Raw genomic sequence first — 24,836 nt, forward strand, 5'->3', positions numbered from 1 at the left:
GGCGTCACGCCGCCCAACCTGGAGTTCGAACATGAAAGGAATCATGCGCGGTGCCTGCCTGCTCCTGCTCGGAGGCGTGATGCACGTGGCGAGCGCCGAGGTCGGCGTCGTGGAAACCTACCAGTACTACGCAGCCGAACCAGCCACTGGTTACGCGTATCGCGCCGATGTCGGCAAGGCCACCCGGGCCCTGCAGCAAGGCGACATCGCCACCGCCAGGCCGCTGCTGGAAAAGGCCCTCGCTTACTGCGATGCCCAGCGCCAGCAGCCCGGTCGTCGGGCGCTGAGTTTTTCCAGCCGACGCCAGTACGAGCAGTACATGGACGGACCCGGCAAGGGCCAGCCCACCGAATGGCTGGACGTGGCCTGCTCCAGCGCCTATCAACAGACCGGTTACATGCTGGCTGGTGCCAAGCGCATGGAAGAAGCGCTGCACTTCCTGGACATCGCCATCGAAGTGGGGCCATACGACCCAATGGCGCGGGTTGAACGCGGCTTCGTCCTCAACGCACTCAAACGCTTCGACGAGGGCCTGGCCTCCTATCGCACGGCACTGGACCTGGCCCAGCAGAATGCCGAATCGGCCTTCATCAAGCCCATGGCCCTGCGTGGCGTCGGCTACACCCTGGTCGAGCTGGGCGACCTGGCCGGCGCGCGCGAGGCTTACCAGCAATCGCTGCAGCTGGAACCGGGCAACCAGACGGCATTGAACGAGCTGGACTACATCCAGCAGCAACTCGCAGTGCTGCCCTCGCCTTCGAGCGAAGCCACCCAGGCCATCGTCCCGGCGGCCACGCCGCACTAACTCGCAGCGACGCGTGCAAAGCGCTTAGCCGCGCGTGCCTCGCAGGCTGCGCGCAGTTTTGATGAGCGCGGCGATCACGCCGGTCAGCACCACCATCGAGACGAATTGCATCCGTGTGGAAGGCGTGACCACCAGCAGCACGAAGATCAGGCCAAGCACTGCCAGCCCGACCAGGGTCAGGACCGGATAACCCCCCATGCGGAACGGCAGCGGCGTCCCCGCGCGGTCGGCGCGTACGCGCAGGATCAGCTGGGACAGCAGCGAGATCGCCCACACCAGCAGGCAGATCGCGCCGACGATATTGAGCAGCACGGCCAGGACCTTGCCCGGGTACAGCAGCTCCAGCACCGCCGCGGTAAAACCGAACAGCACGCTGGCCAGCACCGCCAGCCACGGCACGCCACCGTTACTGAGCACCGCCAGCGGGCGCGGTGCCTCGCGACGCTGCGCCAGCGAATGGATCATCCGCGAGGCGCCGTAGAGGTTGACGTTCAAGGCCGACAACAGCGCGACCACCGCGATCAGGGTGATGACGGTGACCGCGCCGGGGATATGCGCCACCTGCAGCACCGCGGCAAACGGCGAGGACAGGGCCGGATCGGTCCACGGCACCACCGCGATGATCACCGCCAGCGAGCCCATGTAGAACACCAGCACGCGCCAGGCCACGGTCCGCACCGCGCGGGCGATGCTGCGCCCCGGATCGGCGGTTTCGGCCGCGGCCACGGCCACGATCTCGGTGCCGCCAAAGGCGAACACCACCACCAGCAGCGCCGCACCGATACCGGTCAGTCCCTTGGGCGCGAAGCCGCCATTGTTGGTGAAGTTCGAAAGACCCGGCGAAGGCACGTTGGGCAGCCAGCCGGCCAGCAGCGCGATGCCGATGGCGATAAAGGCCAGGATCGCAGCCACCTTGAGGATGGCGAACCAGAACTCGAATTCGCCGAAGTTGCGCACCCCCAGCAGGTTGACCGCAGTGAACCCGGCCATGAACAGCAGCGCCGCCGCCGGCACCGACAGCCCCGGCCAGACCGTGGCCAGCAGGCCGGCCGCACCGACCGCCTCGGCCGCGATCACGATCACCATCTGCAACCACCACAGCCAGCCCAGGGTCGCACCCGCGGTTGGCCCCATCGCCTCGGCCGCATACACCGAGAACGCGCCGCTGGACGGCATCGCCGCAGCCATCTCGCCCAGCGCGTGCATGACGATGATCACCAGCGCGCCGGCGATCAGATAGGACACCAGCACCGCCGGGCCGGCCGCCTGCACGCCGACGCCCGAGCCCAGGAACAAGCCAGCCCCGATCGCACTGCCCAGGCCCATCATGATCAGCTGGCGCGGCTTGAGCCCGCGTTCCGGCGCTAGCGTGGAGGAGAGTGCGGCGTCGCCGCGCGGGTCACTGGACATGGAAAGGCACGGTCGGGGCGAAAGCGCGCCACCATACCGGTTCGCCCGCCACCTTGCCTTCCCCATGCCCGATCACGACGCCAGTTGTCCAATGATTTCGGTCATGCCGCGACACGCCGATGGCGGGCGCGGCACGCGGGCAAGTGGCGTATAAGAAGCGCCATCCCGTCAGGAGTCATCGCATGAAATCCCTGTTCAAGATCGCCGCCCTCGGCCTGGCCGGCACGTTGGCCCTAGCCTCCACCGCCTCGGCCGCATTGAAGGAAGGTGCCGCGGCACCGGAGTTCAGCGCGCCAGCCTATCTGGCGGGCCAGCCCTTCACCTTCGATCTCGCTGGCGCGCTGAAAAAGGGCCCGGTGGTGGTGTATTTCTTCCCGGCCGCCAACACCGCCGGCTGCAACCTGGAGGCACACCTGTTCTCCGAAGCCGTGGATGACTTCAAGGCGCATGGCGCCACGGTGATCGGCGTGACCGCCGGCAACACCGACCAGCTGGCGACCTTCTCCAAGGACACCGAGACCTGCGGCGGCAAGTTCGCCGTGGCGGCCGATGAGGGCGCCAAGATCGCCAAGCAGTACGACGCGGTCCTGCCGATGAAGCCCGGCTGGTCCAACCGCACCTCGTATGTGATCACCTCCAGCGGCGTCGTCGCCCACGCCTATTCGGACCTGAATCCGAAGCAGCACGTGCAGGAAACCCTGGATGCAGTGAAGGCCCTGGAACACAAGGGCAGCTGATCGCCGCGACCAGTAGCGCCGGCCCCAGGGTCGGCGCTCCTTCATGGCCGCAACTCGGCCACCTTCACGGCAAGCGTTTCGCGAATCCGGAATCGCGGCCGGCAATCTCCGACCTAGTTGCAGCGCCCATGCGCGGATGCACCTTGCGTGCGGCCCGCTGCCCGGCGAATCGATGCCCGATGCAGGCCGCGCCGATGAGCGCTGGTGGCGCAGGCCGCTAAGCTGTGCGCATGTCCACGCTGAAATACATCGCCGGCTATCCCGAACACGTCCAGGCCCAGGTCCGCGCGCTGCTGGATGCCGGCAAGCTGGGCGAGGTGCTGGCTCGCCGCTATGGCGAATCGCACGTGGTCCGCACCGACCGCCAGCTCTACGACTACACCCAGGGCATGAAGGAGCGCTACCTGCGCTCGGCCCAGCCGCTGCACAAGGTGATCTACGACAGCAAACTGCAGGTGCTCAAGCACGCGCTGGGCACGCACACCACGGTCTCGCGCGTGCAGGGCGCCAAGCTCAAGGCCAGCCGCGAGATCCGCATCGCCACGGTGTTCCGCGAGGCCCCGGCGGAGTTCCTCAAGATGATCGTGGTCCACGAACTGGCCCACCTGAAGGAAGGCGACCACAACAAGGCCTTCTACCAGCTGTGCACGCACATGGCGGCCGACTACCACCAGCTGGAATTCGACCTGCGCCTGTACCTGACCGCGCTGGAGCAGCGCTGAGCCGTTGCGCCAAGGGGGGCACGGCGGACATCCGCGGCCCCGGAAATCGAAGGAAACCCAGCCAACCGGGCGCTCCGCCGGCCTGGCGAACAGCCCCGCAGATGAAATCGTTATTGCATACTCATTCCCATAGGGAAGTGGGGATATGTCTCGAATCGGGGTGCTGCTCTGGATGCTGCTGTGCATTGCCATGCCCGCTGCCGCACAGGCACCGGCAAGCAGGGCTGCGCCTGTCACGCCCCTGGACCTGATGGAGCTGGGCGCGCCGGCCTTCACCGACTTCACCACCCGTGATGGCCTGCCCGATGCGGGCATGATGTCCACGGTCGTCGACCGCGAAGGCTTCGTCTGGGGCGCATCACCTGCGGGCGTCTACCGCTACGACGGCCGCCACTGGGTGGCCAGCGACGACCCTGCCATGGCGCATTCGGCCGTCAACGTCTATATCGACCATCGCGGCACGCTGTGGGCGGCGTTCCGCAACACAGGACTGGCGCACTACGACGGCACCCGCTGGCATGCGGAAAGCACTGCCACCGGCCTGCCTTCCGACCAGATCCGGCGCTTCGCCGAAACCGTCGATGCCCATGGACTGACCACGCTGTGGGCGCTGACCTGGGACAACGGCCTGATGCGCCTGGTGGGTGATCGCTGGCAGCTGGACCCGGGCAACGACTCCCTGCCTGCCGATCCGCTGCGCTCCATGGCCCAGACCCACCAGCTGGGCGCGCCGGGGCGACAGTGGCTGGGCACCAATGCCCGCGGCCTGTGGTACCGCGATGAAGGCCAGGCCCATTGGCGTCGCTGGGAAGGCCATGCGCTGGATGCGACCCAGGTCGAACACATGCTGCCCGTCATGCGCGACGGGCACGAAGAGCTGTGGATCTCGACCTACGTCAACGGCCTGTGGCGCCTGCGCGCCGACGGCATGGACCATTGGAGCCAGCAGCAGGGCAACCTGCCCAGCAACGTGCTCTACAGCATCGCCGCCACGCCCCTGCCCGACGGCAACAGCGTGATCTGGGTGGCCACCCGTTCCGGACTGCTCCGGGTGCGCGGCGATACGTTGCAGATCTTCGACCGCCGCCACGGCATGCACTCGGACGTCATCCGCGACATCAGCGCCTGGCGCAGTCCCGATGGGCTGGATGTCCTGTGGATGGCCACCGACTCCGGCGTCTCGCGCACCGCCCTGGGCGCCAGTCCCTGGTCGATCGCTTCGCTGATGGGCACCGGTTCGCTGGGCGTGTTCGGCTTCCTGGTGGAACCGGACGGCCGTGGCGGCGAGCGGCTCTGGGCCAGTTCGGCCGGCGAAGGGCTGGCGCTGTACGAGGACCACCACTGGCACCGACTCACCGAAAGCGAGGGCATCGCGTCCAATGCCAACATCGGCTCGGTCATTGCCACCGCCAATCCCGACGGCGGCAAGACCTACTGGATCACCCTGCGCGGCGGTGCGCTACTGCGCAGGCGACCGGGCGAATCGCGTTTCGAGTCGATGGCCACGCCCTGGCGGCAGCGCACGGGGGAAATGGTCTACGACACCCTGGTCCGCACGGTCGATGGGAAGCAGGAACAGTGGTTCGCCACCCGCGAGACCGGGCTGTACCGCTGGCGCGACGGCGTCTGGACCAGTTTCCCGCCCCCCGACGCCAAGGTCCCCTGGCGCGCCATGCGCGTGCGCGAAGTGATCGATGGCGGTGGCCGTTCGTGGTTGTGGGCGGCCACCAACCAGGGGCTGTCACGGTTCAACGGGCAGCGCTGGGACACGATGAGCCACGACATCGGCCTGCCTGAAACCAACGGGATCGGCCTGACCATGATCCCCGATGCCGCGGGCCGCCAGATCCTGTGGCTGGGCACCAGCAGTGCCGGCGTGACCCGTGTGGATGTCACCGACGCGCTCGATCCACGCGTGCTGCCCAACACCCTGCCCACGCCGCCCGATCCCAGCGTCTACAACGCCCAACCCGACAGCAAGGGCCGCGTCTACCTGTGCACCAACAACGGCGTGCAGCTGCTGACCCCGACCGCGAACGGCTACGACAGCCGTGTCTTCAACCGGCGCGATGGCATCGTCCACCAGGAGTGCAACTACGTGCAGGCGGTCGATGCCCACGACCGTTTCTGGACCGGCACCCTCGGTGGCCTGGCGGTCTACGATCCGCAGCACGAGCTCTACGACAACCAGCCAAAACCGCTGAAGATCACCGGCCTGGAGATCGACGGCCAGCGCGCGACCGGGCCGCTGCTGGATGTTCCGGCCGGCGCCAGGGAAATCCGCATCGACTACGCGCTGCTATCCTGGTACCGCGAGGCCGACTCGCGCTTCCGCACCCAGCTGGTCGGCTACGAGACCACGCCCAGCGCATGGAGCGAACAGGCCTCACGCACCTTCAACGCGCTGCCGCCTGGCCGCTACCTGCTGCGCGTGGAAGCCCGCGACCACGCCGGAAACGCCAGCACGCCGATGGAAGTGGCCATCGTCCTGCACGCGCGGTGGTGGCAGACGCCCGGGTTCCGCATCCTCGTTGGCATGGCGGTGCTGCTGCTGGTCTACGTGGTCGTGCTGCTGCGCACGCGCCACCTGCGCACGCAGCGCAGCGCGCTGGAAGCCCACGTCGCCATGCGCACCGCCGAGCTCAACATCGCCAACGCGCGCCTGCTGGACCTGTCCTACCGCGATGCCTTGACCGACCTGCCCAACCGCCGGCGCCTGCTGGAAGCGCTGGAGGACCCGGCCCAGGCCGGCGTGGCCACGCTGATCCTGATCGACGTGGACCACTTCAAGTCCTACAACGACCGCTTCGGCCACCTGGCTGGCGACCAGGCGCTACGCCATGTCGCCGAGGTGCTGCGCGGTTGCGTCCGCAGTGATGAACTGATCGCCCGTTACGGCGGAGAGGAATTCGCCTGCCTGATCCGGGGCGACGACATCGCCCACGCGCAGACGGTGGCCGAATGCATCCGCGCGGCAGTCGCCGGCCGCGATGTCCCCATCCAGGGCGAAACCCAGTCCATGCACATCACCGTGAGCGCCGGCATCGCCCGTGGCCCGCTCGGCGGCAGCGAACAGGCCGACCAGCTGCTACGCCGTGCCGACCGCGCGCTCTACCAGGCCAAGCACGATGGCCGTGACCGCGTGCACAGCGAGGACAGCGACACTCCTTAGCGTCCTCCCGAAGCCTGATGGCCAGGGCCACGATCAGGCTCCCGGTCAGACGCATTGCCCTGCTCAGTCGCCGCGTCGGCGAAAGGCCAGGTACGCCAGCAGCGCGGTCAGGATCACCAGCCCGCCCACCACGAGCGAAAACCCATGCGCGCTATGGGTTAGCGGCACGCCGCCGACGTTCATGCCGAACAGGCCGGCGATCAGGTTGACCGGCAGCGCCAGCACGGTGACCACGGTCAGTACGAACAGCGTGCGACTGGTGTTCTCGTTGATCAGCGCGGCCAGTTCTTCCTGGATCAGCTTGACCCGTTCCACCAGCGCCGATGAATCCCCGATGGCGGCGGAAAATTCCTCCGCTGCCTGCTGCAGGTCCAGCACGTCGTCGCGGCTGATCCACGCCGGCGGCCGATTGAGCAGGCGGAACAGCGCGGTCGGCTCCGGCGCCAGCAACCGCTGCAGGCGCACCAGCGAGCGCCGCAGCGTGCCCAGTTCCTTGCGGTCGGCCGGGACCCGGCTGGCCAGCAGCCGGTCTTCGATCTGGTCCACGCGCAGCGTGGACTTGCGCAGGATGTCGCCCAGCACGTTGGCCTGGTCGCGCAGCAGGTGCGCCAGCAGTTCGACCGGGGAGCGGAAGGCCTGGCCGCCGCGCACCGCCGCACGCAGGCGATCCACCGAACGCAGCGGCCGCAGGCGCGCACTCACCACCATGCGCGGCGCGATGCACAGGCTGGTGGTACCGACATCGGATGCATCGAAGCTCGCATCGAACAACACGTCATGGATCACCGCCACCAACGCGCCGTCGTCCAGCTCCAGCCGGGTGGAGCCGACCGCGCTGTCCAGCGAATCGTGGAAGGCATCGGGCAGGTCCAGCACCTCGCGCAGATAGCGCTTGGAGCCCTGGTTGGCCAGCGAAAAATGCAGCCAGACGAACGCCTGTTCGTCGCCTGCCTCCTCGCCCCCCAGGAACGCACGCACCGTCTCGGTGGTGATGGCTTCGGCCGGCCGGCCCGGTGAAAAGCGATAGCCCCAGATCAGGCCGTCTTCGTTCGAGCCGTAGGTGTTGTCGAGCTGCATGGACACGGGTTCGCCAGATATTGGGACGAGGGTAGCCCAACCCGGTTGCAGCATCGCGCCCGCGCCGGCAATCACCACCAAGGAAAAGCGCCAACCCGCATGCGCACAACGGCGCATGTCGTAAAACATCGCATTGGCGACGTCATCGGTCTCGCCACGGGAATGCCCACTGGAACAGAATGCGCAGGTCATTCTTCCAGGCCCTTTGGCCAGGGCCTTATCCCGTGGATCGCAATCCTCTCTGGCCGGGCATCAGCGCAGGCATCGCGGCCGGTGCGCTGTGGGGCCTGGTGTTCCTGGCACCGGAACTGGCCGGCGCCTTCAGCCCACTGCAGCTGGCGGCCGGGCGCTATCTCGCCTTCGGCGTGATCGCAGCGGTGCTGCTGGTGCCGCGCTGGTCGCGCGTGCGGGCATCGATGGGCCCACGCGAATGGCGGGCACTGGTCGGGCTGAGCCTGACCGGCAACATCGTCTACTACGTGCTGCTGGCCAGCGCGGTGCAACTGGGCGGGATCGCCATGACCTCGCTGGTGATCGGCTTCCTGCCGGTGGCGGTGACCGTGCTCGGCAGCCGTGGCGCGGGCGCCATGCCGCTGCGCCGGCTGGCCTGGCCGCTGGTGCTGGGCATCGCCGGCATCGTCTGCGTGGGTTGGGAAACCCTGGCTGGTGCCGCGCCGGCCAAGCCAGCTTCCGCCCTGGGCTTTCTCTGCGCGCTGGGCGCGCTGGCCAGCTGGACCAGCTACGCCATCGTCAACAACCGCTGGCTGTCGCGCCTGCCGCACGTCTCCGAGCACGACTGGAACCTGCTGATCGGCGTGGTCACCGGGGCGCTCTCGTTGCTGCTGGTCGTCCCCGCCTTCCTCGGCCGGCAGGCATCGCATGCGGCGCCGGCATGGGGCCTGTTCGTCGCCGTGTGCTGCGGGATCGCACTGCTGTCGTCGGTGCTGGGCAACGCCTTCTGGAACCGCGCCAGCCGGCGGCTTCCGCTGACTCTGGTCGGTTCGATGATCCTGTTCGAAACCCTGTTCGCGCTGCTCTATGCCTTCGCCTGGGAGCGGCGCGGCCCGACCGGCTACGAATCGGTGGCCATGCTCCTGATCAGTGGTGCGGTGCTGGCCTCGGTGTGGGTGCATCGCCATCCAGCGCAGCACGCCACCCAGGCGCTGCATCCGCAGGCCGATGGTCACGGCCCGGCCGCCGGCCCATGATGGGAGGATGAAGAAACCACCGTCGCCATCCGATGCGCCAGTGAAGCTTCGGGTCGGCATCGTCCTGATGCCGAACTTCACCCTGACCGCATTCGCCGGCTTCATCGATGCGTTGCGCCTGGCCGCCGATGAAGGCGACCACAGCCGCCCCATCCATTGCCACTGGGACGTCATGGCCGCGAGCGGTGGCGATACCACCACTTCCAGCTGCGGTGTCCGGGTCGGCACCAGCACGCTCTTCAAGCCCGTCGACAGCTATGACTACATCGTGGTCGTGGGCGGCGTGCTACATGGCGGGCAACGCGTGTCGGCGCCGGTGGGCCGGTTCCTGAAACAGGCTGCGGCCAGCGGCGTCAAGCTGGTCGGGCTGTGCACCGGCTCGTTCGTGCTGGCGCGTGCGGGACTGCTGCGCGGCCACCTGGCCTGCGTCAGCTGGTTCCACCGCGACGACTTCGAAGCCGCATTCCCCGACCAGCACGTGGTCTCCAGCCAGATGTTCGTGGTCGACCGCGACCGCCTGACCTGCGCCGGCGGCACCAGCGTCGTGCACCTGGCCGCGCACATCATCGAACTGGCACTGGGACGGGCCAGCGCGGTCAAGGCGTTGCGCATCCTGATCGAAGAGCAGCCGCTGCCGTCCAAGGCCCTGCAGCCCGAGGCCGTCGTCTCGGAGCGCGCGACCGATCCCATCGTGCACAAGGCGATGCTGCTGCTCGAACAGCAGCTACAGGTGCCCGCGCCGATCAACCGCGTGTGCGCGCCACTGGGCCTGGGCCAGCGCCAGCTGGAGCGCCGCTTCCAGCACGACATCGGCCTGACGCCCGCGCAATACCGGCAGCAGCTGCGGCTGGAACGCGCACGCTGGCTGCTGCAGCATTCGGCACTGGGCCTGCAGGACATCGCGCTGGAATGCGGCTTCACCAGCGGCGCACACCTGGCCCGCCTGGTCCAGCGCGAACTGGGCCAGAGCCCGCGCGCGATCCGCACCGGTAAACCGCAGGCACGCGCAACCGCGTCCTCCCGGCGCTGACCGCCCGGGCGTCAGTCGAGCATCGACCTCCCGCGGGATTCGCCCGACCCGGATTCGCTCGACGCGGTGCCACGCGGCAGCATGCGATGCTCCCCGTCCCCCGCACCTCCATTCGCCATGCCCTCGCCCATCCCCTCGGTCCTGTTCGTCTGCACCGGCAACATCTGTCGTTCGCCCACCGCGCAGGCATTACTGCTGCACAAGGCGACAGCACTTGGCATGCCGGCCCACGCCGACAGCGCTGCGGTGACCGGAGAGGAAATCGGCAACCCACCCGACCGCCGCGCCCTGCAGGAACTGCGCCGCCGTGGCGTGCCGATGCCGGCGCACCGGGCACGCCTGGTACAGGCGCGCGACTTCCAGCAGTTCGACCTGGTGCTGGGCATGACCGCCGCGCACGTGCGCGCCCTGCAGCAACGGGCGCCGGCCGACGGCAGCGCCACCATCGACCTGCTGATGCGCTATGCCGAAGGCGGAAATCCCATCGATGTGCCCGACCCCTGGTACGGCGGTCCGCAGGATTTCATCGAAGCCTTCGACATGATCGAAGCCGGCATCGACGGATTGCTGCAGCGCTGGGCAACGCAACGCAGCGACTGAACACCGCCCCCATCCTGGCAATCGACGGCGACGCCGGCCGTCATCCACCGGAGGACTTCCGTCATGTCCCACGCCCGTTCCGCCATCGCCGGCCTGCTGCTGTCCTGCCTGCCGCTCGCACCGCGGGCCATCGCCCAGGATGCGCCTACGATCGCCGTGCATTTTCCGCAGCGCGCCAACAGCACCACGGTCAGCGGCACCCTCGCCGGCGATGCCAGCGTCACCTACACGGTCGACGTCGCCACCGCGCAGGTCATCCAGCTGAAGCTCAGCGGCAGCAGCACCGTCTCTTTCCATCTGTACGCGCCGGGCGAAGACACCGCGCTCGATACCGGTGGCGACGGCCAGCGTTTCAGTGGCCTGCTGGCCACACCCGGCACCTACCGCATCCAGCTCTACCAGCCACAGCCAACGGCCCGCGCTGCTGAAGTGGCGCGCTTCACCCTGAGCGTCTCGCTGCGCTGATAGACTCCGCGCTCCCTTCCGCCACACCGGTGCCCGGGCCAATGCGCCAGTAATGCCTTCGCCGTCGACCTGACGGCCTGACCGCCTCCCTCCCTTCGCGGGATGGATCGTGCATGGCATTGCCCTGGAGTCCGCATGACCCCTGTGTCCCTGGCGCTGGAAGGCGTCGCGTTTTTCCTGCCCGATGGCAGGCCCCTCTTCAGCGATCTGGACGTGCGTTTCGACGCGCGGCCCACCGGCCTGGTTGGTCGCAACGGCGCCGGCAAGAGCGTGCTGGCGCGCATTCTGTCCGGTCAGCTCGCGCCCAGCGCCGGGCGCTGCCTGCGCGCGGGCACGGTGTTCCACCTGCCGCAGCAGATCGCGCCTGTCCCGGGAACGACCGTCGCGCACGTGGCCGGCGTGCAGCCGGTGTTTGACGCCCTGGCGCGGATCGAAGCCGGCAGCGTCGACCCAGCCGATTTCGATATCGTCGGCGAACGCTGGGACATCCACCAGACCTTCGCCGCCGCACTGGAAGCGCACGGCCTGGGCCACCTCACGCCTGGCCAGCCGGCCACGCAACTGAGTGGTGGCGAACACACCCGCCTGGCATTGCTGGGCGGCTGGCTGGCGGAGCCCGATTTCCTGCTGCTGGACGAACCGACCAACCACCTGGATCGCACCCAGCGCCGCGCCCTGATCGAACGCCTGCAGCACTGGCCCAAAGGCCTGCTGGTCATCAGCCACGACCGCGAACTGTTGGACACGATGCAGCGCACCGTCGCACTGACTGCCTTCGGCCTGCAGGATTACGATGGCGGCTATCGCCTGTACGCAGCGCAGCGCGCGCAGGAACAACAACACGCCGTCGATGCACTGGAACGCGCCAAGACCGAACGCCGCCGCGCCGAGGCTGAAGCCCGCGTCCTGCGCGAACGCCTGGATCATCGCCAGGCCCAGGCCACCCACAAGGGCCGCGATGCCAACCAGGCACCGATCCTGCTCGGCGGCCTGCGGCAGCGCAGCCAGGTCAGTGCCGGCAAACGCGTGCACCAGCAAAGCGGTGCACTGGAAACCCTGCAGCAGGGCGTGCGCGATGCCGCCAGCCGCATCGAGCACCGCAACCCCATCGCCCTGTTCGCACCGCTGCCTGCCGCGGCCGCACAGCGCAGAGCTGTCGTTGCCGAACAGCTGGTGCTGCCGTTCGGCATCGCCGGTGGGCAAGCGCTGGATCTGGTCGTCACCGGGCGACAACGCATCGGCCTGGTCGGCGACAACGGCGGCGGAAAATCCACCTTGCTGCAGGTGCTGGCGGGCAAGGTCGCGCCGGTGTCCGGTGCATGCGCGATCCCGGTGCCTTTCGCTTACCTGGACCAGGGCCTGGACGCGATTCCCACACACGATTCGCCGCTGCAGCATCTGCTCGCCGCCAACCCGCAGGCGCGCGAAGCGCAGGTCCGCATGCAGCTGGCGCAACTGGGCCTGAGTGGTGACACCGTGACCACGCCCTGCGATCAGCTCAGCGGTGGCGAACGCCTGAAGACCGCGCTGGCCCACGCGCTGTATCGGGACACGCCGGCCGAACTCCTGTTGCTGGACGAGCCCACCAACCACCTGGACCTGGACGCGCTGCAGGCGCTGGAGCAGACCCTGCGCAATTACCCTGGCGCGCTACTGGTGGTCTCGCACGATGCCGCATTCCTGCAGGCGCTCGATCTGCAGCTGCGTCTTGAAGTGCATCCGCAGGGTTGGCGCCTCATGCCGTGGTAACGCCGAATTGGCTGCACCGCAGCGCTTGCGCCCTCTGTAGAGCGGAGCTTGCTCCGCTGGGGCTTTATGCAGCATCGCGAAAAGCAGCGGAGTCCCCAAGAGGGGATTGCCACAAGCTCCGCTCTACAAAAGGCGGACGCACGGCGCGGAACAACTTACGCTGCCAGTGCCCGCGCCACCTTCGCCGCCATCAGCGCCCGATGCGCAGCCAGTCCCGCCATCGCACCGGATGACACCGACAACACTGCGCTGGACATCGGGCTGGCCATGTCGCCACCGGCGAACACGCCCGGCACGCTGGTCGCACCCACGCCGTCCACCACCACGTACGGACCCAGCGGACCATCGGCCAACTTGCAGCCCAGCTGCTCTGCCAGCGGACTGGTGAAAGCCAGCTTTGGCGCCGTGAACATCGCCTGCACCGGTACGCGGCGGCCATCGGCCAACACCACCGCCGACAGCGACGTGCCTTCGCCTTCCAGTTCCACCACCGGCTCGCGTTCGATCACAACACCCAGCGCCAGCAATCGCTGCATTTCCTCGTCTGTGGGCTCGAAACGGCCCTGGGTGAAATAGGTCGTCGCCCCCCACTCCGGGATCATCTCGGCCTGATGCACGCTCATCGACGAGTTCGCCAGCACCGCCAACTGTCCGCCCGCCACCTCATAGCCATGGCAGTACGGGCAATGCAGCACGCTCTGGCCCCAGCGCGGCGCCAGGCCGGGGATATCCGGCAGCACGTCGCGCATGCCGGTGGCCAGTACCAGCGTGCTGCCTTCCACCGGCGTGCCTTCGTCCAGGGTCAGGCGGAAGCCGCCCTCCACCTGTGACGCCTGCTGCACATAGCCGATCCTCAGCTCCACCGTCGGGTATGCCATCAGCTGGCCGATCGCCTCGCCCAGCAGCTGTTCCGGTGGCTTGCCGTCATGGCCAAGCAGGCTATGCGCGTGATCGGAAAATCGGTTGCGCGGCTGGCCGCCATCGACGAGCAGCACGCGCTTGCGGGCACGCGCCAGCATCAGCGCAGCGGACAGGCCGGCAAAACTGCCGCCTACGATCAGCGCGTCATGGCGCGCGGGGTTCAACGTCGTCATCGGGCATTCCTTCCAGCGGGCGGTTCCGACGTGGGCGCAGACGCAGCGCGCAAGGTCGCGGAAACCAGTGCGTCGCATCTTACGACACTTTTATTGTTACTTGAATGAACCGGCAGCGAAACGCAGCATCGCGAGTGCCGTTCCGGCTCGCGCAATCGTCTGTCATCGGTGTGTGGAGCGCCGCCGCAACGCGTGCGGCGCAGCGGTCAGTGTCGGTGCGCGCGGGCCGTCTTGCGCTGCCAGCCACCGGCTTCGCACAGCGCGTCGAACTCGGCGGCCAGGTCGGCCAGCGACACCTCGGCCAGGCGCGCCAGCAGCAACGCCTCGGCTTGCTTCAATGCATCGTCGATGGCCGCGTTGACCACCCGCTCAACCCCGCAGTCAGGGTTGGCGTTTTCGTGGCCCAGCGCGAACAGCCTGACTCCGCCCACGGCGCGGTGCACGTCCAGCAGGGTCACCTTGCCCAGGTCGCAGGCGATCACCCAGCCACCGCCGTGGCCGCGCGCGGACCGCACGTAACCGGCGTCGCGCAGGCCGGCCATCGTGCGCCGCACGACCACCGCATTGGTGCCCAGCATCTGCGCGATCTGATCGGAGGTGAACGGCGCATCGTGCCGGGCCATGTGCAACAGCACGTGGAGCATGCGGGAAAGGCGGCTGTCCGTTCTCATCGCCAAAGTGTAAAGCCCAGCCAGCGCCACGCTGGCTGGCCTGGATTACTTGGTCGTGTAGCCGCCGTTGACCAGGATGGTCTGGCCAGTCATCCACCAGCCATCGGACACCAGGAAGCGGATCCACGGCACGATGTCGGCGATGTCGGTCAGGCCGGTCTTGGAGAACGGCGAAAGCGCCGCGGCGGTCTTGTGGTAGGCCACGGCTTCGGCCCCTTCGGCCGGATAGAAGAACGGCGTGTCCATCGGGCCCGGGCCGATGGCGGTGACCGAAATACCGCGCTCGCCGAATTCCCTGGACGCCGCGCGCGTGTAGTGTTCCACCGGCGCCTTGGTGCCGGCGTAACTGGCATAGAACGGGGTATAGGCGCCCAGCAGCGAAGTCACCAGCGTGCACACCTTGCCGTTGTCGGCCAGCTGGCGGCCGGCCTCCTTCAGGAAGAAGAACGCGGACTTGGAATTGACCGCGCTCATGTCGTCGAACTCGGCCTCGCTGATGTCCACCATCGGCTTCTTCAGGACCTTGCCCACCGTGTTGACCGCGATGTCGATCCGGCCCAGCGCGGCCTTGGCATCGGCGAAGAGTTTTTCCACCGCATCGGCTGCGGTCAGGTTGGCCTGGAAGGCATGGGCCTGCGCACCGACCGCCTGGATGGCCGCCACCGTCGCCTCTGCGGCGGCCCGCGAGGCATCGCTGTTGTAGTGGATGGCGATGGCAGCGGCGCCCTGTGCGGCCAGGTCCCGGGCCAGCAGGCCACCCAGGTTCTTGGCGCCACCGGCGATGAGGACGGTCTTGCCGCGGATGCTGTGATCGGTCATGGCAGGTCTTCCCGTATGGATGGAGGCGCGGCCACACGACGCGGCTGCGCGGGTAACCGCTACCGTACCCGCTGGAAATCCCGGATAAAGACGGGGATGCTGACTTCACCTGTCGGGAAGATCGAACAATGGCGCTGGACCGCATTGAACTGTTCCGCATCTTCGTGCGCGTGGTGGACTGCGCCGGCTTCAGCCGTGCCGCCGATCAGCTGGACCTGCCCCGCTCCACCGTGTCCGAGGCCGTGCGCAGCCTGGAACAGCGCCTGGGCGCGCGCCTGCTCCATCGCACCACCCGGCGGGTGACGCCTACCCAAGACGGATTGGCCCTGTACGAACGCTGCCAGCTGCAGATCGCCGACATGGACGAGACCGAGCAGCTGTTCCGGCAGGCGCCGCAGGCGCTGGCCGGGCGCCTGAAGGTGGACCTGCCCAGCCGCATCGGCCGGTTGATCGTGGCGCCCGCACTGCCGGATTTCCTGCGCCAATACCCGCAGATCGACGTGGAACTGGGCATGGGCGACCGTGCGGTGAACCTGGTCGAGGACGCCGTGGACTGCGTGCTGCGAGTCGGCCCGCTGGAAGACTCGCAACTGGTGGCGCGTCCGGTCGGCCCGCTGCCGCTGCTCAATGTCGCCAGCGCCGACTACCTGCGCCGCCACGGCACGCCCTCCAACACCACCGACCTGGACGCACACTGGGCCGTGCTCTACGCCTCGCCCACCAGCGGCCGGGTCGAACCCTGGGAATGGCGCGAAAACGGCGAACTGCTGGCCCGGCGCATGCGCGGGCGGATCACCGTCAACAGCGCTGAGGCTTCCATCGCCTGCTGCCTGGCCGGCCTTGGCCTGATCCAGATTCCCGCCTACGACGTACGCGACGAACTGGCCGCAGGCCGGCTGGTGGAGGTGCTGCCCGACCATCGCGCCGACCCGTTGCCGATGACCCTGCTTTACCCGCATCGCCGGCATCTGTCGCAGCGGCTGCAGGTATTCCTCGACTGGCTGCATGCGGTACTGCAGCGCGAAGTGCTGGCACCCGGCCCGCCGTCGCCAGCCAACACCTAGAACACGCGCAAAGGCGCCCCCGTGGTGCCTTCCGGTGCAGGCCGGGCCAGCGCCTTCGGTCCACTGAAAACTGCGGTGCAGGATCACCCGCCCGCTGCCGTCGAGCTCTCCGGCATGCCCATGCCAGGCGCATTACTGCGACAGGCCACTGTCAGGTAGAACGCGCCTGGCGGCGCTGTGCCATGGCAGACCAGGCAACGGCCTGGTCCATCCATCCAGCGAAACCGAAGCCCCTATGACGCGGCCTCCGCGGCCTGCTTTGCCTCGCCCAGGATCCACTGTGCAAACGCCCGTATGGGCTCCCCGCTCAATCCGATCGGTTCTGGCAGGACCAGACAGAAGGTCTTGGAGATGGTTTTCCCCTCCGGCCAAGGCGCGACCAACCGGCCTTGGGCGAGCTCTTCTTCAACGTACAGGCGTGGCACCAGGGCAACACCGAGGCCGGCCAATGCGGCTTCGATCAACATGGCGTGGAGATCGTAGCGGGCACCGGTTGCGGGATTGCCCAGGGGGATCCCGGTTTCCGTGGAATAGCGCAGCCAGGCGTCCGGGTTCTGACGACGATGCAGGCGCGGCAGCGTGTCCAGCAGCACCTCCTTATCGCCCTCCAGCAGCGCTGGATGGCACACCGGAACCAGCACTTCATGCAACAGCCGATGCGTCCGCATCCCGGCCCAGGCCGGATGCTCGAAATGGACCGCAGCGTCGAAGCCGCTTCCAGCCAGGACAAACGGATCGGTGCGCTCGGCAAGGTGCACGGTGATGTTCGGGTATGCCTGGCGGAACCGCGACAGGCGCGGAATGAGCCATCGCATCGCGAATGTCGGGACGGTTGCAATGTCCAGGCTTGCACCGTCGCTCGGCTGCCCCATCAGGTACTGGCTGTCGCGGTCCAGCCGGTCGAGCAATTCGCGGACCTGAAGCGCGTAGCGCTCCCCATTGGGAAGGAGCCTGACGCGGTTGCCGACCCGCTCGAACAGCGTGGCCCCAAGGAAGGCTTCCAGCCGGCCGATCTGGCGACTGATCGCGCCCTCGGTCAGCGCCAGCTCGGCCGCAGCGCGGGCGAAACTGCCGTGGCGGGCCGCAGCCTCGAAGGCCGTCAATGCGGCGCTACTGGGGATCTTGCGGCGCATGGGGACTCCTGACGCTTGGCGGGGCACTCCATCTTGCCTTGATATTTGCTCAATGAAGCATGCCAAAGAATCGATTTGTTGGCGAAGATCATGGAAATACCATGATCGAACATCAACAAAGACCTGGGGGCGCATGCGCGCCTCCAGCCAGGAGCGACCTGATGATCTACACCGTCGAATGCAGCTTCACCGACCCTGCCAGCGAAGCGGAATGGAACGATTTCTACAGCCTGGACAAGCTGCCAGCGCTCATTTCAGTGAGCGGATTCCACACCTCGCAGCGCTTCAGGGCAGTGAGTCCCGGCTGTCCCGTCTACCTTGCCATCCACTCCATCGACGGCCTCGATGTTCTGCAGGGCGATGAGTACCGCCAGAAAGGCGGTGGCAATTTCGCCCGGTGGCAACAGCACATCACCGACTGGCACCGGAATCTCTACGACGGACTTGAACGCGCGCCAGCCATCGGCGCCCATGAACACCTGCTGGTGAGCGCAACCGGGCCCGAGCCACTGATCGGGCTGGGCCTCGCCCCCTGCCAGATGCACGCCGTTGCCCTGGAGAAGTCACCCGAACATCGCTGGCTGGCCAGGCTGGATCGTCCCGCACACGCGATCCCCCAACACCTGCCGGAAGGCGTCCATCTCTACGCCGCGATGACCGAGCAGCTGACCAGCCGCCGCGATCCAGGCCAGCGCACAGATGCCTAATGTCACCTTCTTCATCCAGGTGGAGAACATGCCGCCGTCAAACGTCCTGGCGGAACTCACCGCGCACTGCACCCGGCTGTGTACGGGAATCCTCAACGCTGCGCTGGAAAACGTGCACATCATCCATGTCGCCGCTCACCAGGGGCGCGGGCATCCGATCTTCGCGGAAATCAAGTACCGCCTCGATCCGCTCCGGACCCGGCAGGTCATGGAGGACTTCATGGAAAAGCTGGATGAAGCCATCCACCGCGAGACAGGCCTGACCGCGCGCATCCGCTGTTTTGGCTATGCGCCGCCAAGCATTCACGCACGCAACTGATGACCAGGAACCCTGCGATGGACGGTCCAACATTCCCGAGCCAGCAGATCGGGGAATTCTCGATCATGGCCCTCAGTGACGGCTATCTTTCCGCCAACCTGGCGCTACTTTCCAATATCGATCCAGATGATGCCGCCGGGCTGCAGAAGGCCGCAGGCCTGCGCGACCCTTCTTCGATCCACATCAATTGCTACCTGGTCCGTGGCCGCGGCCGGACGATCCTGATCGATGCCGGCGCCGGGGGATTCAAGCAATGGGGTGGCGAATTGAAGGCGAATCTCGCACTGGCTGGCGTACAGCCCTCCGAGATCGACACGATCCTGCTGACCCATGCGCATCCCGATCATGTCGGGGGACTGCTCAGCGCGTCTGGAGACATCGCCTTTCCCGAAGCCGAGCTGGTCGTGCACCAGCGCGAGCTTGCCTTCTGGGAGGACGACGGCAATCTCAGCCGGGCAAGTGAGCGCGCCCGCGGAAATTTCCTGTTTGCCCGGAAGGTGTTCGATGGGTATCGGGAGAGGATGCGCACGTTCACCGATGGCGCGTTGCTCCCCGGCATCAGCGCCATTCCGCTTCCAGGGCATACGGCGGGGCATGCTGGCTATCGCCTCGAATCCGGCGATCGCAGCCTGCTTGTCTGGGGCGATATCGTGCATTTCCCCCAAATCCAGATTGCGCGCCCCGACGTCTCCATCGCATTCGACCAGGACCCGCTTCTCTCCGCCGCCACGCGCGCAAGGCTCCTGGATATCGTCAGCTCGGACGACCTTCTGATCGCGGGGATGCATCTTGGCGAACTCGGGTTCGCACACATCAAGCGGACAGGCCGGAGCTACGAGATTTCCTACGAGCACTGACGACCAATCCGGCCGACCGGTTCAGGCCCACTTCCACGCTGAGTCGCAGGCAAGGCCGTGGGGGCAAGCTCCGCGCCACAAGGGCCGCGTGGAGCTGGCCGAGGGCGCGTAAAGTACGCAGGCGCGCCACACCGGTGGTGTTGCCAGGCCGATCAAACCGACAAATACGAGGGCGTCATGAGCAAGGGTATGGACCAGAAGAAGAACACCAAGAAAGAGCCGACCAAGACGTTGAAGGAAAAGCGCGCGGCCAAGGCGGAAAAGAAGAACAAGTGACCTGAGCCGGTCGGCAAGCACGACCGGCCTGTCGGAAGGCCAAGGCGGCGCCTGGTGATGAAACCCAGGCGCCGCTTCTTTTTGCCAGCCTTCGGCGCCGCTGCTTTTGGCGAGAAGCTTCGAGAGGCCACACAGCTTGCGGGGGAGCGGCCCGTGGCCGCGAGAGGCTTTCCCGACAAGGCCTCTCGCGGCCATGGGCCGCCCCTACGAGAGGTCATGCGCTCCCGCGCGATCCAGCACACCCTCACTCAACGCCAACAGAGCCAACAAAAAAGCCCGAACATGGCGGCGCCAGTTCGGGCTTCGGTAAAACGTTACTGCATCTGGGCGGCCACTGGCTGCAGGGTTCAGCGCTTGCGCGCGATCACCACCAGCGCATGCCTTCGTACGGATTCCAGCTGGTGCTGCGCTTGACGCGATCCAGGTAGAACGCGTAATTGGCCGCCATGGCCGTCAGCACCGAGAACGCGGTGCCCAGTCCGCGGACCAGCACGTCGGGCAGCAGGAAAGCGCAGACGATCAGCAGCACCCACAGGCCGACCAGCGCCAGCGCCTTGCGCCACAGCCCAAGGATGAAGAAATAGATCCAGCCGAAGAAGAACGCGTAGAAGTTCATGTTGACCTTGAGCTTCTCGCCGAACTTCAGCGCCTTGAGTGCCGTCTTGAAGCGCGGGTCCTGCGGACCGCCGTGCTCGTCGAAGAAGTTGAAGCGGAACTGCCACTTGGGGCTGTAGGAGGTTCGGGTATCGGGGGTTTCCATATCCGGAATCATTACTCACTTGTTGAAAACGGTTACATGATAATTGGTGACGATGCTGATTGGCACGCGCTTTCGCCCCGGGGCCAAGTGTTGCCGATGCAGTACATCGGCCTGCCCCGGCGACGCGGGAACATCCGGGGCATGCCGGCAGCGACGTCTGGCGTGCCCGCGCACAACAGCGAAGGCACCTGCTTTTTCGGGCGCGGACGCGCGTGGCACATGCGCCGTGCCACGCACGCCATGCATTGCGGTGTCAGCAGCGCTGGCTGTTCAGTTGCGCAACCAGATCGTTGTAATTCCGGCGGAAGTGGCTGGCGTCGTTGACGACCGGGCTCATCATCTTGCTGATCGGGTCGTTGAGGTCGTAGCGCTTGTAAGCGCCATCGGCCGCATGCTTGAGCGCATCACGGGCATTGCCCAGCATCAGGTTGGCCTGCCTGGTCACCGATCGGCAACCGGCCGGGATGGTTTCGCGCACCTTCTTGTCCCAGGCTTCGGACATCTCGCCGACCTTGTCCAGCGAGGTCTTGAACGTGTCGGCGGTCTCGGCCGAGCCCAAGGACTCGAAGAACGCATCGCCGGCGTCCATCGACTGATGTGAATACAGGATCATGCCGGCACGGTAGTAGGCCTGGCTGCCTTGTTCGGCCTGCTCGAAGGCATCGCGGATGTTCTTCTCGTCCCGGGCGGCAATGCCGGCCATGAACGCGCCCTCGGCCCTGGCCACCGCGGTCAGTGCAGCCACGTACGCGGGATCCTGCGCGCGCGCCTTGGCGCCGTCATCGGCCAGGTAACCCTTGGAATCGGCGTAGCTTTCCAACTCGCGGTTGAGCGGCACCAGCGCATCCAGTGCATCGGCGAACTGCTTGGCGGCGGGGTCCAGGTCGTCCATCGCCGGCGCCATGGCCAGGCCCTGCTTCAGCTCCTTGTCCAAGCGTTCGATCAGCATGGTCATGGGGACCGAATACATGTCCAGCTTGCCGCCGCCCTTGAGCCTGTCGCCGTACAGACGCAGGTGTTCACGCAGCTCTTGCGAAAAGGACGTATCGATCTGGTTGGCTGCGTCGACATAGGTGTTGTACTTGGCGATCTGTTGCTGTTCGGCCGAGGTCTGCGACGAGGTGCCGGAAGCCGACGTCGCAGCACCGGGCTTGCCGCCGCAGGCGACCAGCCCGGTGCACAGCGATGCGGTGATGGACAGGGCCAGGATCGACCGGAACGACATCCGGGATGACTTGGTGTTCAAGCGTGGAAACTCCTTGGGGGGAAGGCAGGCATGCCCGCAAGGCGGCGCAGTGAATGCGGCCGCGCGTGGCGAAGGGGGGATCTTTCGCAGCTGCGCCTGGGCGCTGCGATGGCCGGGACAGCGGCCCCGACCGCTTCATTTTAGTGCGGACCGGAGCCCCACGGCCAACCGACCCGAGCTTGCGCCCGGCCGGAAGTACCGCCTGTTCACACCCGTGCCGCGCCAACGTTGTATAGATGCAGTGCACCCGCAAGAGACGCTTATGACGACACTGCGCAGCACCAAGGCCATGCCACCCGACACCCTGTTCAAGCGGCCCCGCGAAGACAAGCGCGCCGCCCACGAAGTGCTTCAGGACAAGCTGGATGCGTTCGAACGCGCCGGCGGACAGATCGAGAAACTCGGCACCACGCTTCCACCCAAGAGCGGCTGAGTCCCCCTTACGCAATGACGCCGGGCCAGCCTGCAAGGGCTGGCCTTGCTGCAAGCGCGCCGTTCCGGCTGCCGGTCACTGCGATGTCGGCCACAGGTACGCCTGGATGACGGCCCGCCTGCCGGCGATGACGCGGGCCAACCCCGGCGCGATGGCGTCATCTCCAACGCCCGGCGTGATGCGCAGCCGAGCAGTCACCAATACTGGCCACCAAAGGCTGACGACGACACAAAGCGGCCCTGCCGCTGCCATACGGGTTGAACATTGATCCTGTACCGCCGGCCAACGCACCGCGCGCGTCACCCGCGGGGACGGACTAGAATCCGCGCCCCACCTTGCGGGCGTTTTCGATTCGCCTGCGCCCGTCCTTTCGGAATTTCATGAAGCATCTTGCCCAGTGCGTGGTCCGCTACGCGCAATGCCTCTGGGAGGCACAGCCACTGCTGCTGCCGCAGCTGGCCACGCCCGCTTCCGCACACCACCACGCCGCCGCGCTGGCCAATCGCTACCTTGCCAGCCTGCTGGCCTCGCTTTCCGCCCTGCCTGCAGAACAACGCGCCACGCTGACCCTAGCCGGGCGCATGGGCCTGCGCCCGGTGCTGGCCAGCCAGCGCAGGCCAGACCCGGTGCGCGATGCGCTGGTGTCCGGCGAAGCGCTGGTGCCGCCACACCCGTTGAATGCCGAAGCCGAACCCTGGCGCGATGCGTCCCTGGCTGCCGTCGTCCTGCGCAGCCTGCAGTACGCACTGGACCTGGCCGATGCCCTGCCCGACCCGCACGCGGCCGCGCCCATGACCGGCCTGAGTAGTGAGCAGCACGCTGCACTGTGGACCGCCGCACATGTGGTTGATGAGCAGCAGGCCGCGCTGTGGGATGCGGTGGAAGCGATCAGTGCCGCCGAAGCCGAACTGCTGGCCGAGGCGGCGCGCATCGCCGTCCAGCAGCTCGCCCCGGGCAGCCAGCACGCCGAGCTGCTGGCCTACTTCGCCAGCGGCATGTTCGCCGAGCGGGTGTCGGCCAAGGGCTGAGGCCCCGACACGCTACAACGCGATGCGCGTCCCCAGCAGCACCAGGAATTGCGCGATCCAGGCCGGATGCGCAGGCCACGCCGGCGCAGTGACAAAGGGCGCATCGGTGATGGCCTGATCCACCGGGATATCGGCGTATTCGCCGCCGGCCATGCGGACTTCCGGCGCGCAGGCTGGATAGGCCGAGATCTTCTTGCCCTTGATGACATCGGCCGCCGCCAGCAGTTGCGCCGCATGGCAGATCGCCGCCACCGGCTTGCCGGCCTTGACGAACGCCTGCACCAGCGCGATCACGTCCGCATCGAGGCGCAGGTATTCCGGCGCACGGCCACCGGCAATGGCCAACGCGTCGTAATCGGCTTCCCTGGCCTTGTCGAAGCCCGCGTTGAGCGTGAACAGGTGCCCCGGCTTTTCGCTATAGGTCTGGTCGCCTTCGAAGTCGTGGATCGCCGTCTTGATCGTGTCGCCGGCGCCCTTGCCCGGGCACACCGCATGCACGATGTGGCCAACCGCCTGCAGCGCCTGGAACGGCACCATGGTTTCGTAGTCTTCAGCGAAATCGCCGGTGAGGAACAGGATCTTCTTGGCTGCCATGGGGATCTCCAAAGGTTGGGGAGTTGCTCGTGGGAAACCGCACTCTAGGTGCGCCTGGGTTAAAACCGCTTTAAGCCCTCACGCCCCGGCTTGCGCGGGCGCGGAAAGCACGAACGTGCTGGTTCAAGCCATTCCTGACACGCGTGCGCGATTCCGGCTTCGGACTCACTCAAGGCGCTTCAGCTCACCCGGCTTCCACTGCAGATTCCAGACATAACGGCCGGGTGGCGGGCATTCGCTCTGCGACCATTCCGGGTGGCGTTTTCGCAGCCCCCGAAGACAGGCATGTGATTCAAGCGTCGCCATGAAGGTCACTCGGATGGTGCGGCCCACGATGACCAAATGTTCGATCTCGCCAGGCACATGTAGCGCGGCGTCGTACTCGTATCCCAGGTCAATCAAGGACTGTTTCGGATCATCGAACATCGAAATGAAGGGATCTTTTGAGCTGAGAATCTCTGCGTCTCGGTTGATCGGCGTCTTCAGCACCGTCACCGAGTTGGTGCAATCAAAACTTCCGCCACCATCACATGGGATCCGATGCAGGTAAATCACCTCATCCTTCCCATCCCGGTCGAGGTCAGCGATCTGGACATACCGTGCCGGCTCGTAGGTTTCATGCGCATCGCCCGGATACTGGATGCGCGTCCAGAGGTTGGCTGCCCGCACCGCTGCTTGACTATCAACCGCCCAGACATCGGCTGCGATCAGTGGCATTAAGGCCATCAGCGCCGCCAGCGCCAAAACACCCGTCCTTGATCGTTTCACCGAACGCTCCCTATTCGTGGAATGTCGCGACCTTGCGACAAGAAGATGTGGTCCGCAATCGACCCGCATAAAAAAGGCGGATGTCCTGTGAC

26 protein-coding genes are annotated in these 24,836 nt (G+C 66.8%); 16 read left to right on the forward strand and 10 right to left on the reverse strand.

Translation table 11 applies throughout. From position 1 onward, the window contains the following. The first annotated feature begins 31 nt into the window (after positions 1 to 31). Entirely contained in the window at positions 32 to 805 is a 774-nt protein-coding gene (locus O8I58_RS06065; protein ID WP_298321506.1) for a tetratricopeptide repeat protein, read from the forward strand. 24 nt (positions 806 to 829) lie between these two features. On the opposite strand, the gene O8I58_RS06070 is transcribed toward O8I58_RS06065, so the two are convergent. Further along, entirely contained in the window at positions 830 to 2,215 is a 1,386-nt protein-coding gene (locus O8I58_RS06070; protein ID WP_298321507.1) for an amino acid permease, read from the reverse strand. Positions 2,216 to 2,397: 182 nt separating this feature from the next. Here O8I58_RS06070 and O8I58_RS06075 point away from each other — a divergent pair, with 182 nt between their 5' ends. From O8I58_RS06075 to O8I58_RS06085, 3 genes are all read left to right on the forward strand, one after another. Beyond that, on the forward strand, positions 2,398 to 2,952 hold the full coding sequence (locus O8I58_RS06075; RefSeq protein WP_298321508.1) for a peroxiredoxin: 555 nt from the start codon (positions 2,398 to 2,400) through the stop codon (positions 2,950 to 2,952). A gap of 230 nt (positions 2,953 to 3,182) precedes the next feature. Then, on the forward strand, positions 3,183 to 3,674 hold the full coding sequence (locus O8I58_RS06080) for a M48 family metallopeptidase (protein WP_298321509.1): 492 nt from the start codon (positions 3,183 to 3,185) through the stop codon (positions 3,672 to 3,674). 145 nt (positions 3,675 to 3,819) lie between these two features. Beyond that, the gene (locus O8I58_RS06085; RefSeq protein WP_298321510.1) at positions 3,820 to 6,846 is read left to right on the forward strand and encodes a ligand-binding sensor domain-containing diguanylate cyclase; all 3,027 of its coding nucleotides are present in this window, start codon (positions 3,820 to 3,822) and stop codon (positions 6,844 to 6,846) included. A 63-nt stretch (positions 6,847 to 6,909) separates the two neighbouring features. On the opposite strand, the gene O8I58_RS06090 is transcribed toward O8I58_RS06085, so the two are convergent. Continuing rightward, complete coding sequence (locus tag O8I58_RS06090; protein WP_298322793.1) at positions 6,910 to 7,923, reverse strand: transporter; 1,014 nt, start codon at positions 7,921 to 7,923, stop codon at positions 6,910 to 6,912. Between the two features lie 224 nt (positions 7,924 to 8,147). On the opposite strand from O8I58_RS06090, the gene O8I58_RS06095 reads away from it, so the two are divergent. The 5 genes from O8I58_RS06095 to O8I58_RS06115 all read left to right on the forward strand — a co-directional run bounded on the left by O8I58_RS06095 (position 8,148) and on the right by O8I58_RS06115 (position 12,975). Continuing rightward, a complete protein-coding gene (locus O8I58_RS06095; protein ID WP_298321511.1) occupies positions 8,148 to 9,131 on the forward strand; it encodes a DMT family transporter in 984 nt (327 codons plus the stop codon). Positions 9,132 to 9,138: 7 nt separating this feature from the next. Beyond that, positions 9,139 to 10,161: a GlxA family transcriptional regulator gene (locus O8I58_RS06100; protein WP_298321512.1), complete on the forward strand. Its 1,023-nt coding sequence runs from the start codon at positions 9,139 to 9,141 to the stop codon at positions 10,159 to 10,161. 117 nt (positions 10,162 to 10,278) lie between these two features. After that, positions 10,279 to 10,761 (forward strand): low molecular weight protein-tyrosine-phosphatase, encoded by a 483-nt coding sequence (locus tag O8I58_RS06105; protein ID WP_298321513.1) that lies wholly within the window; start codon positions 10,279 to 10,281, stop codon positions 10,759 to 10,761. Positions 10,762 to 10,824: 63 nt separating this feature from the next. Beyond that, positions 10,825 to 11,226, forward strand: a complete 402-nt coding sequence (locus tag O8I58_RS06110; protein ID WP_298321514.1) for a hypothetical protein — start codon at positions 10,825 to 10,827, stop codon at positions 11,224 to 11,226. Positions 11,227 to 11,361: 135 nt separating this feature from the next. Beyond that, complete coding sequence (locus O8I58_RS06115) at positions 11,362 to 12,975, forward strand: ATP-binding cassette domain-containing protein (RefSeq protein ID WP_298321515.1); 1,614 nt, start codon at positions 11,362 to 11,364, stop codon at positions 12,973 to 12,975. Positions 12,976 to 13,130: 155 nt separating this feature from the next. Here the strand turns inward: O8I58_RS06115 and O8I58_RS06120 are convergent, their stop codons facing one another. From O8I58_RS06120 to O8I58_RS06130, 3 genes are all read right to left on the reverse strand, one after another. Next, positions 13,131 to 14,069: an NAD(P)/FAD-dependent oxidoreductase gene (locus tag O8I58_RS06120; protein ID WP_298321516.1), complete on the reverse strand. Its 939-nt coding sequence runs from the start codon at positions 14,067 to 14,069 to the stop codon at positions 13,131 to 13,133. Positions 14,070 to 14,275: 206 nt separating this feature from the next. Next, the gene (locus O8I58_RS06125; RefSeq protein ID WP_298321517.1) at positions 14,276 to 14,740 is read right to left on the reverse strand and encodes an Rrf2 family transcriptional regulator; all 465 of its coding nucleotides are present in this window, start codon (positions 14,738 to 14,740) and stop codon (positions 14,276 to 14,278) included. A gap of 45 nt (positions 14,741 to 14,785) precedes the next feature. Then, a complete protein-coding gene (locus tag O8I58_RS06130) occupies positions 14,786 to 15,559 on the reverse strand; it encodes an SDR family oxidoreductase (protein ID WP_298321518.1) in 774 nt (257 codons plus the stop codon). Positions 15,560 to 15,687: 128 nt separating this feature from the next. Between O8I58_RS06130 and O8I58_RS06135 the strand changes: the two genes are divergently transcribed. Beyond that, a complete protein-coding gene (locus O8I58_RS06135) occupies positions 15,688 to 16,623 on the forward strand; it encodes a LysR family transcriptional regulator (protein WP_298321519.1) in 936 nt (311 codons plus the stop codon). A gap of 233 nt (positions 16,624 to 16,856) precedes the next feature. Here the strand turns inward: O8I58_RS06135 and O8I58_RS06140 are convergent, their stop codons facing one another. Beyond that, entirely contained in the window at positions 16,857 to 17,756 is a 900-nt protein-coding gene (locus tag O8I58_RS06140) for a LysR substrate-binding domain-containing protein (RefSeq protein ID WP_298321520.1), read from the reverse strand. Between the two features lie 161 nt (positions 17,757 to 17,917). Between O8I58_RS06140 and O8I58_RS06145 the strand changes: the two genes are divergently transcribed. Genes O8I58_RS06145 through O8I58_RS06160 form a run of 4 tightly spaced genes read left to right on the forward strand, consistent with a single transcriptional unit; the run spans position 17,918 to position 19,915 of the window. Further along, positions 17,918 to 18,463: a hypothetical protein gene (locus tag O8I58_RS06145; RefSeq protein WP_298321521.1), complete on the forward strand. Its 546-nt coding sequence runs from the start codon at positions 17,918 to 17,920 to the stop codon at positions 18,461 to 18,463. Beyond that, the gene (locus tag O8I58_RS06150) at positions 18,456 to 18,782 is read left to right on the forward strand and encodes a hypothetical protein (RefSeq protein ID WP_298321522.1); all 327 of its coding nucleotides are present in this window, start codon (positions 18,456 to 18,458) and stop codon (positions 18,780 to 18,782) included. The genes O8I58_RS06145 and O8I58_RS06150 overlap by 8 nt, the downstream gene beginning before the upstream one ends. Positions 18,783 to 18,799: 17 nt before the next feature. Further along, positions 18,800 to 19,639, forward strand: coding sequence for an MBL fold metallo-hydrolase (locus O8I58_RS06155; RefSeq protein ID WP_298321523.1), 840 nt, complete (start codon positions 18,800 to 18,802; stop codon positions 19,637 to 19,639). Between the two features lie 57 nt (positions 19,640 to 19,696). Further along, positions 19,697 to 19,915 carry a hypothetical protein gene (locus tag O8I58_RS06160; RefSeq protein WP_298321524.1) on the forward strand — a complete coding sequence of 73 codons (219 nt, stop codon included), beginning with the start codon at positions 19,697 to 19,699 and terminating at the stop codon, positions 19,913 to 19,915. 364 nt (positions 19,916 to 20,279) lie between these two features. On the opposite strand, the gene O8I58_RS06165 is transcribed toward O8I58_RS06160, so the two are convergent. Both O8I58_RS06165 and O8I58_RS06170 read right to left on the reverse strand, forming a co-directional pair. After that, positions 20,280 to 20,675, reverse strand: coding sequence for a DUF2628 domain-containing protein (locus O8I58_RS06165; RefSeq protein WP_298322796.1), 396 nt, complete (start codon positions 20,673 to 20,675; stop codon positions 20,280 to 20,282). Positions 20,676 to 20,928: 253 nt separating this feature from the next. Continuing rightward, positions 20,929 to 21,921, reverse strand: coding sequence for a DUF3829 domain-containing protein (locus O8I58_RS06170; protein WP_298321525.1), 993 nt, complete (start codon positions 21,919 to 21,921; stop codon positions 20,929 to 20,931). A 262-nt stretch (positions 21,922 to 22,183) separates the two neighbouring features. Between O8I58_RS06170 and O8I58_RS06175 the strand changes: the two genes are divergently transcribed. Together O8I58_RS06175 and O8I58_RS06180 are read left to right on the forward strand one after the other, a co-directional pair. Beyond that, positions 22,184 to 22,354: a hypothetical protein gene (locus O8I58_RS06175; RefSeq protein WP_298321526.1), complete on the forward strand. Its 171-nt coding sequence runs from the start codon at positions 22,184 to 22,186 to the stop codon at positions 22,352 to 22,354. A 380-nt stretch (positions 22,355 to 22,734) separates the two neighbouring features. Further along, the gene (locus tag O8I58_RS06180; protein WP_298321527.1) at positions 22,735 to 23,382 is read left to right on the forward strand and encodes a hypothetical protein; all 648 of its coding nucleotides are present in this window, start codon (positions 22,735 to 22,737) and stop codon (positions 23,380 to 23,382) included. A 12-nt stretch (positions 23,383 to 23,394) separates the two neighbouring features. Here the strand turns inward: O8I58_RS06180 and O8I58_RS06185 are convergent, their stop codons facing one another. Both O8I58_RS06185 and O8I58_RS06190 read right to left on the reverse strand, forming a co-directional pair. Continuing rightward, a complete protein-coding gene (locus O8I58_RS06185; protein ID WP_298321528.1) occupies positions 23,395 to 23,976 on the reverse strand; it encodes a DJ-1/PfpI family protein in 582 nt (193 codons plus the stop codon). A 165-nt stretch (positions 23,977 to 24,141) separates the two neighbouring features. After that, positions 24,142 to 24,744, reverse strand: coding sequence for a hypothetical protein (locus O8I58_RS06190; RefSeq protein ID WP_298321529.1), 603 nt, complete (start codon positions 24,742 to 24,744; stop codon positions 24,142 to 24,144). Positions 24,745 to 24,836: the final 92 nt, after the last annotated feature.

The sequence above is a fragment of the Pseudoxanthomonas sp. genome (genome assembly GCF_027498035.1).
GTDB lineage: Bacteria > Pseudomonadota > Gammaproteobacteria > Xanthomonadales > Xanthomonadaceae > Pseudoxanthomonas_A.

Coding starts and splice junctions, on each gene's coding strand:
- O8I58_RS06070 (WP_298321507.1), bottom strand. CDS start 2,215: ATGTCCAGTGACCCGCGCGGCGACGCCGCACTCTCCTCCACGCTAGCG.
- O8I58_RS06165 (WP_298322796.1), bottom strand. CDS start 20,675: ATGGAAACCCCCGATACCCGAACCTCCTACAGCCCCAAGTGGCAGTTC.
- O8I58_RS06110 (WP_298321514.1), top strand. CDS start 10,825: ATGTCCCACGCCCGTTCCGCCATCGCCGGCCTGCTGCTGTCCTGCCTG.
- O8I58_RS06135 (WP_298321519.1), top strand. CDS start 15,688: ATGGCGCTGGACCGCATTGAACTGTTCCGCATCTTCGTGCGCGTGGTG.
- O8I58_RS06080 (WP_298321509.1), top strand. CDS start 3,183: ATGTCCACGCTGAAATACATCGCCGGCTATCCCGAACACGTCCAGGCC.
- O8I58_RS06065 (WP_298321506.1), top strand. CDS start 32: ATGAAAGGAATCATGCGCGGTGCCTGCCTGCTCCTGCTCGGAGGCGTG.
- O8I58_RS06125 (WP_298321517.1), bottom strand. CDS start 14,740: ATGAGAACGGACAGCCGCCTTTCCCGCATGCTCCACGTGCTGTTGCAC.
- O8I58_RS06140 (WP_298321520.1), bottom strand. CDS start 17,756: ATGCGCCGCAAGATCCCCAGTAGCGCCGCATTGACGGCCTTCGAGGCT.
- O8I58_RS06155 (WP_298321523.1), top strand. CDS start 18,800: ATGGACGGTCCAACATTCCCGAGCCAGCAGATCGGGGAATTCTCGATC.
- O8I58_RS06145 (WP_298321521.1), top strand. CDS start 17,918: ATGATCTACACCGTCGAATGCAGCTTCACCGACCCTGCCAGCGAAGCG.
- O8I58_RS06180 (WP_298321527.1), top strand. CDS start 22,735: ATGAAGCATCTTGCCCAGTGCGTGGTCCGCTACGCGCAATGCCTCTGG.
- O8I58_RS06100 (WP_298321512.1), top strand. CDS start 9,139: ATGAAGAAACCACCGTCGCCATCCGATGCGCCAGTGAAGCTTCGGGTC.
- O8I58_RS06115 (WP_298321515.1), top strand. CDS start 11,362: ATGACCCCTGTGTCCCTGGCGCTGGAAGGCGTCGCGTTTTTCCTGCCC.
- O8I58_RS06150 (WP_298321522.1), top strand. CDS start 18,456: ATGCCTAATGTCACCTTCTTCATCCAGGTGGAGAACATGCCGCCGTCA.
- O8I58_RS06075 (WP_298321508.1), top strand. CDS start 2,398: ATGAAATCCCTGTTCAAGATCGCCGCCCTCGGCCTGGCCGGCACGTTG.
- O8I58_RS06185 (WP_298321528.1), bottom strand. CDS start 23,976: ATGGCAGCCAAGAAGATCCTGTTCCTCACCGGCGATTTCGCTGAAGAC.
- O8I58_RS06130 (WP_298321518.1), bottom strand. CDS start 15,559: ATGACCGATCACAGCATCCGCGGCAAGACCGTCCTCATCGCCGGTGGC.
- O8I58_RS06120 (WP_298321516.1), bottom strand. CDS start 14,069: ATGACGACGTTGAACCCCGCGCGCCATGACGCGCTGATCGTAGGCGGC.
- O8I58_RS06175 (WP_298321526.1), top strand. CDS start 22,184: ATGACGACACTGCGCAGCACCAAGGCCATGCCACCCGACACCCTGTTC.
- O8I58_RS06090 (WP_298322793.1), bottom strand. CDS start 7,923: ATGCAGCTCGACAACACCTACGGCTCGAACGAAGACGGCCTGATCTGG.
- O8I58_RS06085 (WP_298321510.1), top strand. CDS start 3,820: ATGTCTCGAATCGGGGTGCTGCTCTGGATGCTGCTGTGCATTGCCATG.
- O8I58_RS06105 (WP_298321513.1), top strand. CDS start 10,279: ATGCCCTCGCCCATCCCCTCGGTCCTGTTCGTCTGCACCGGCAACATC.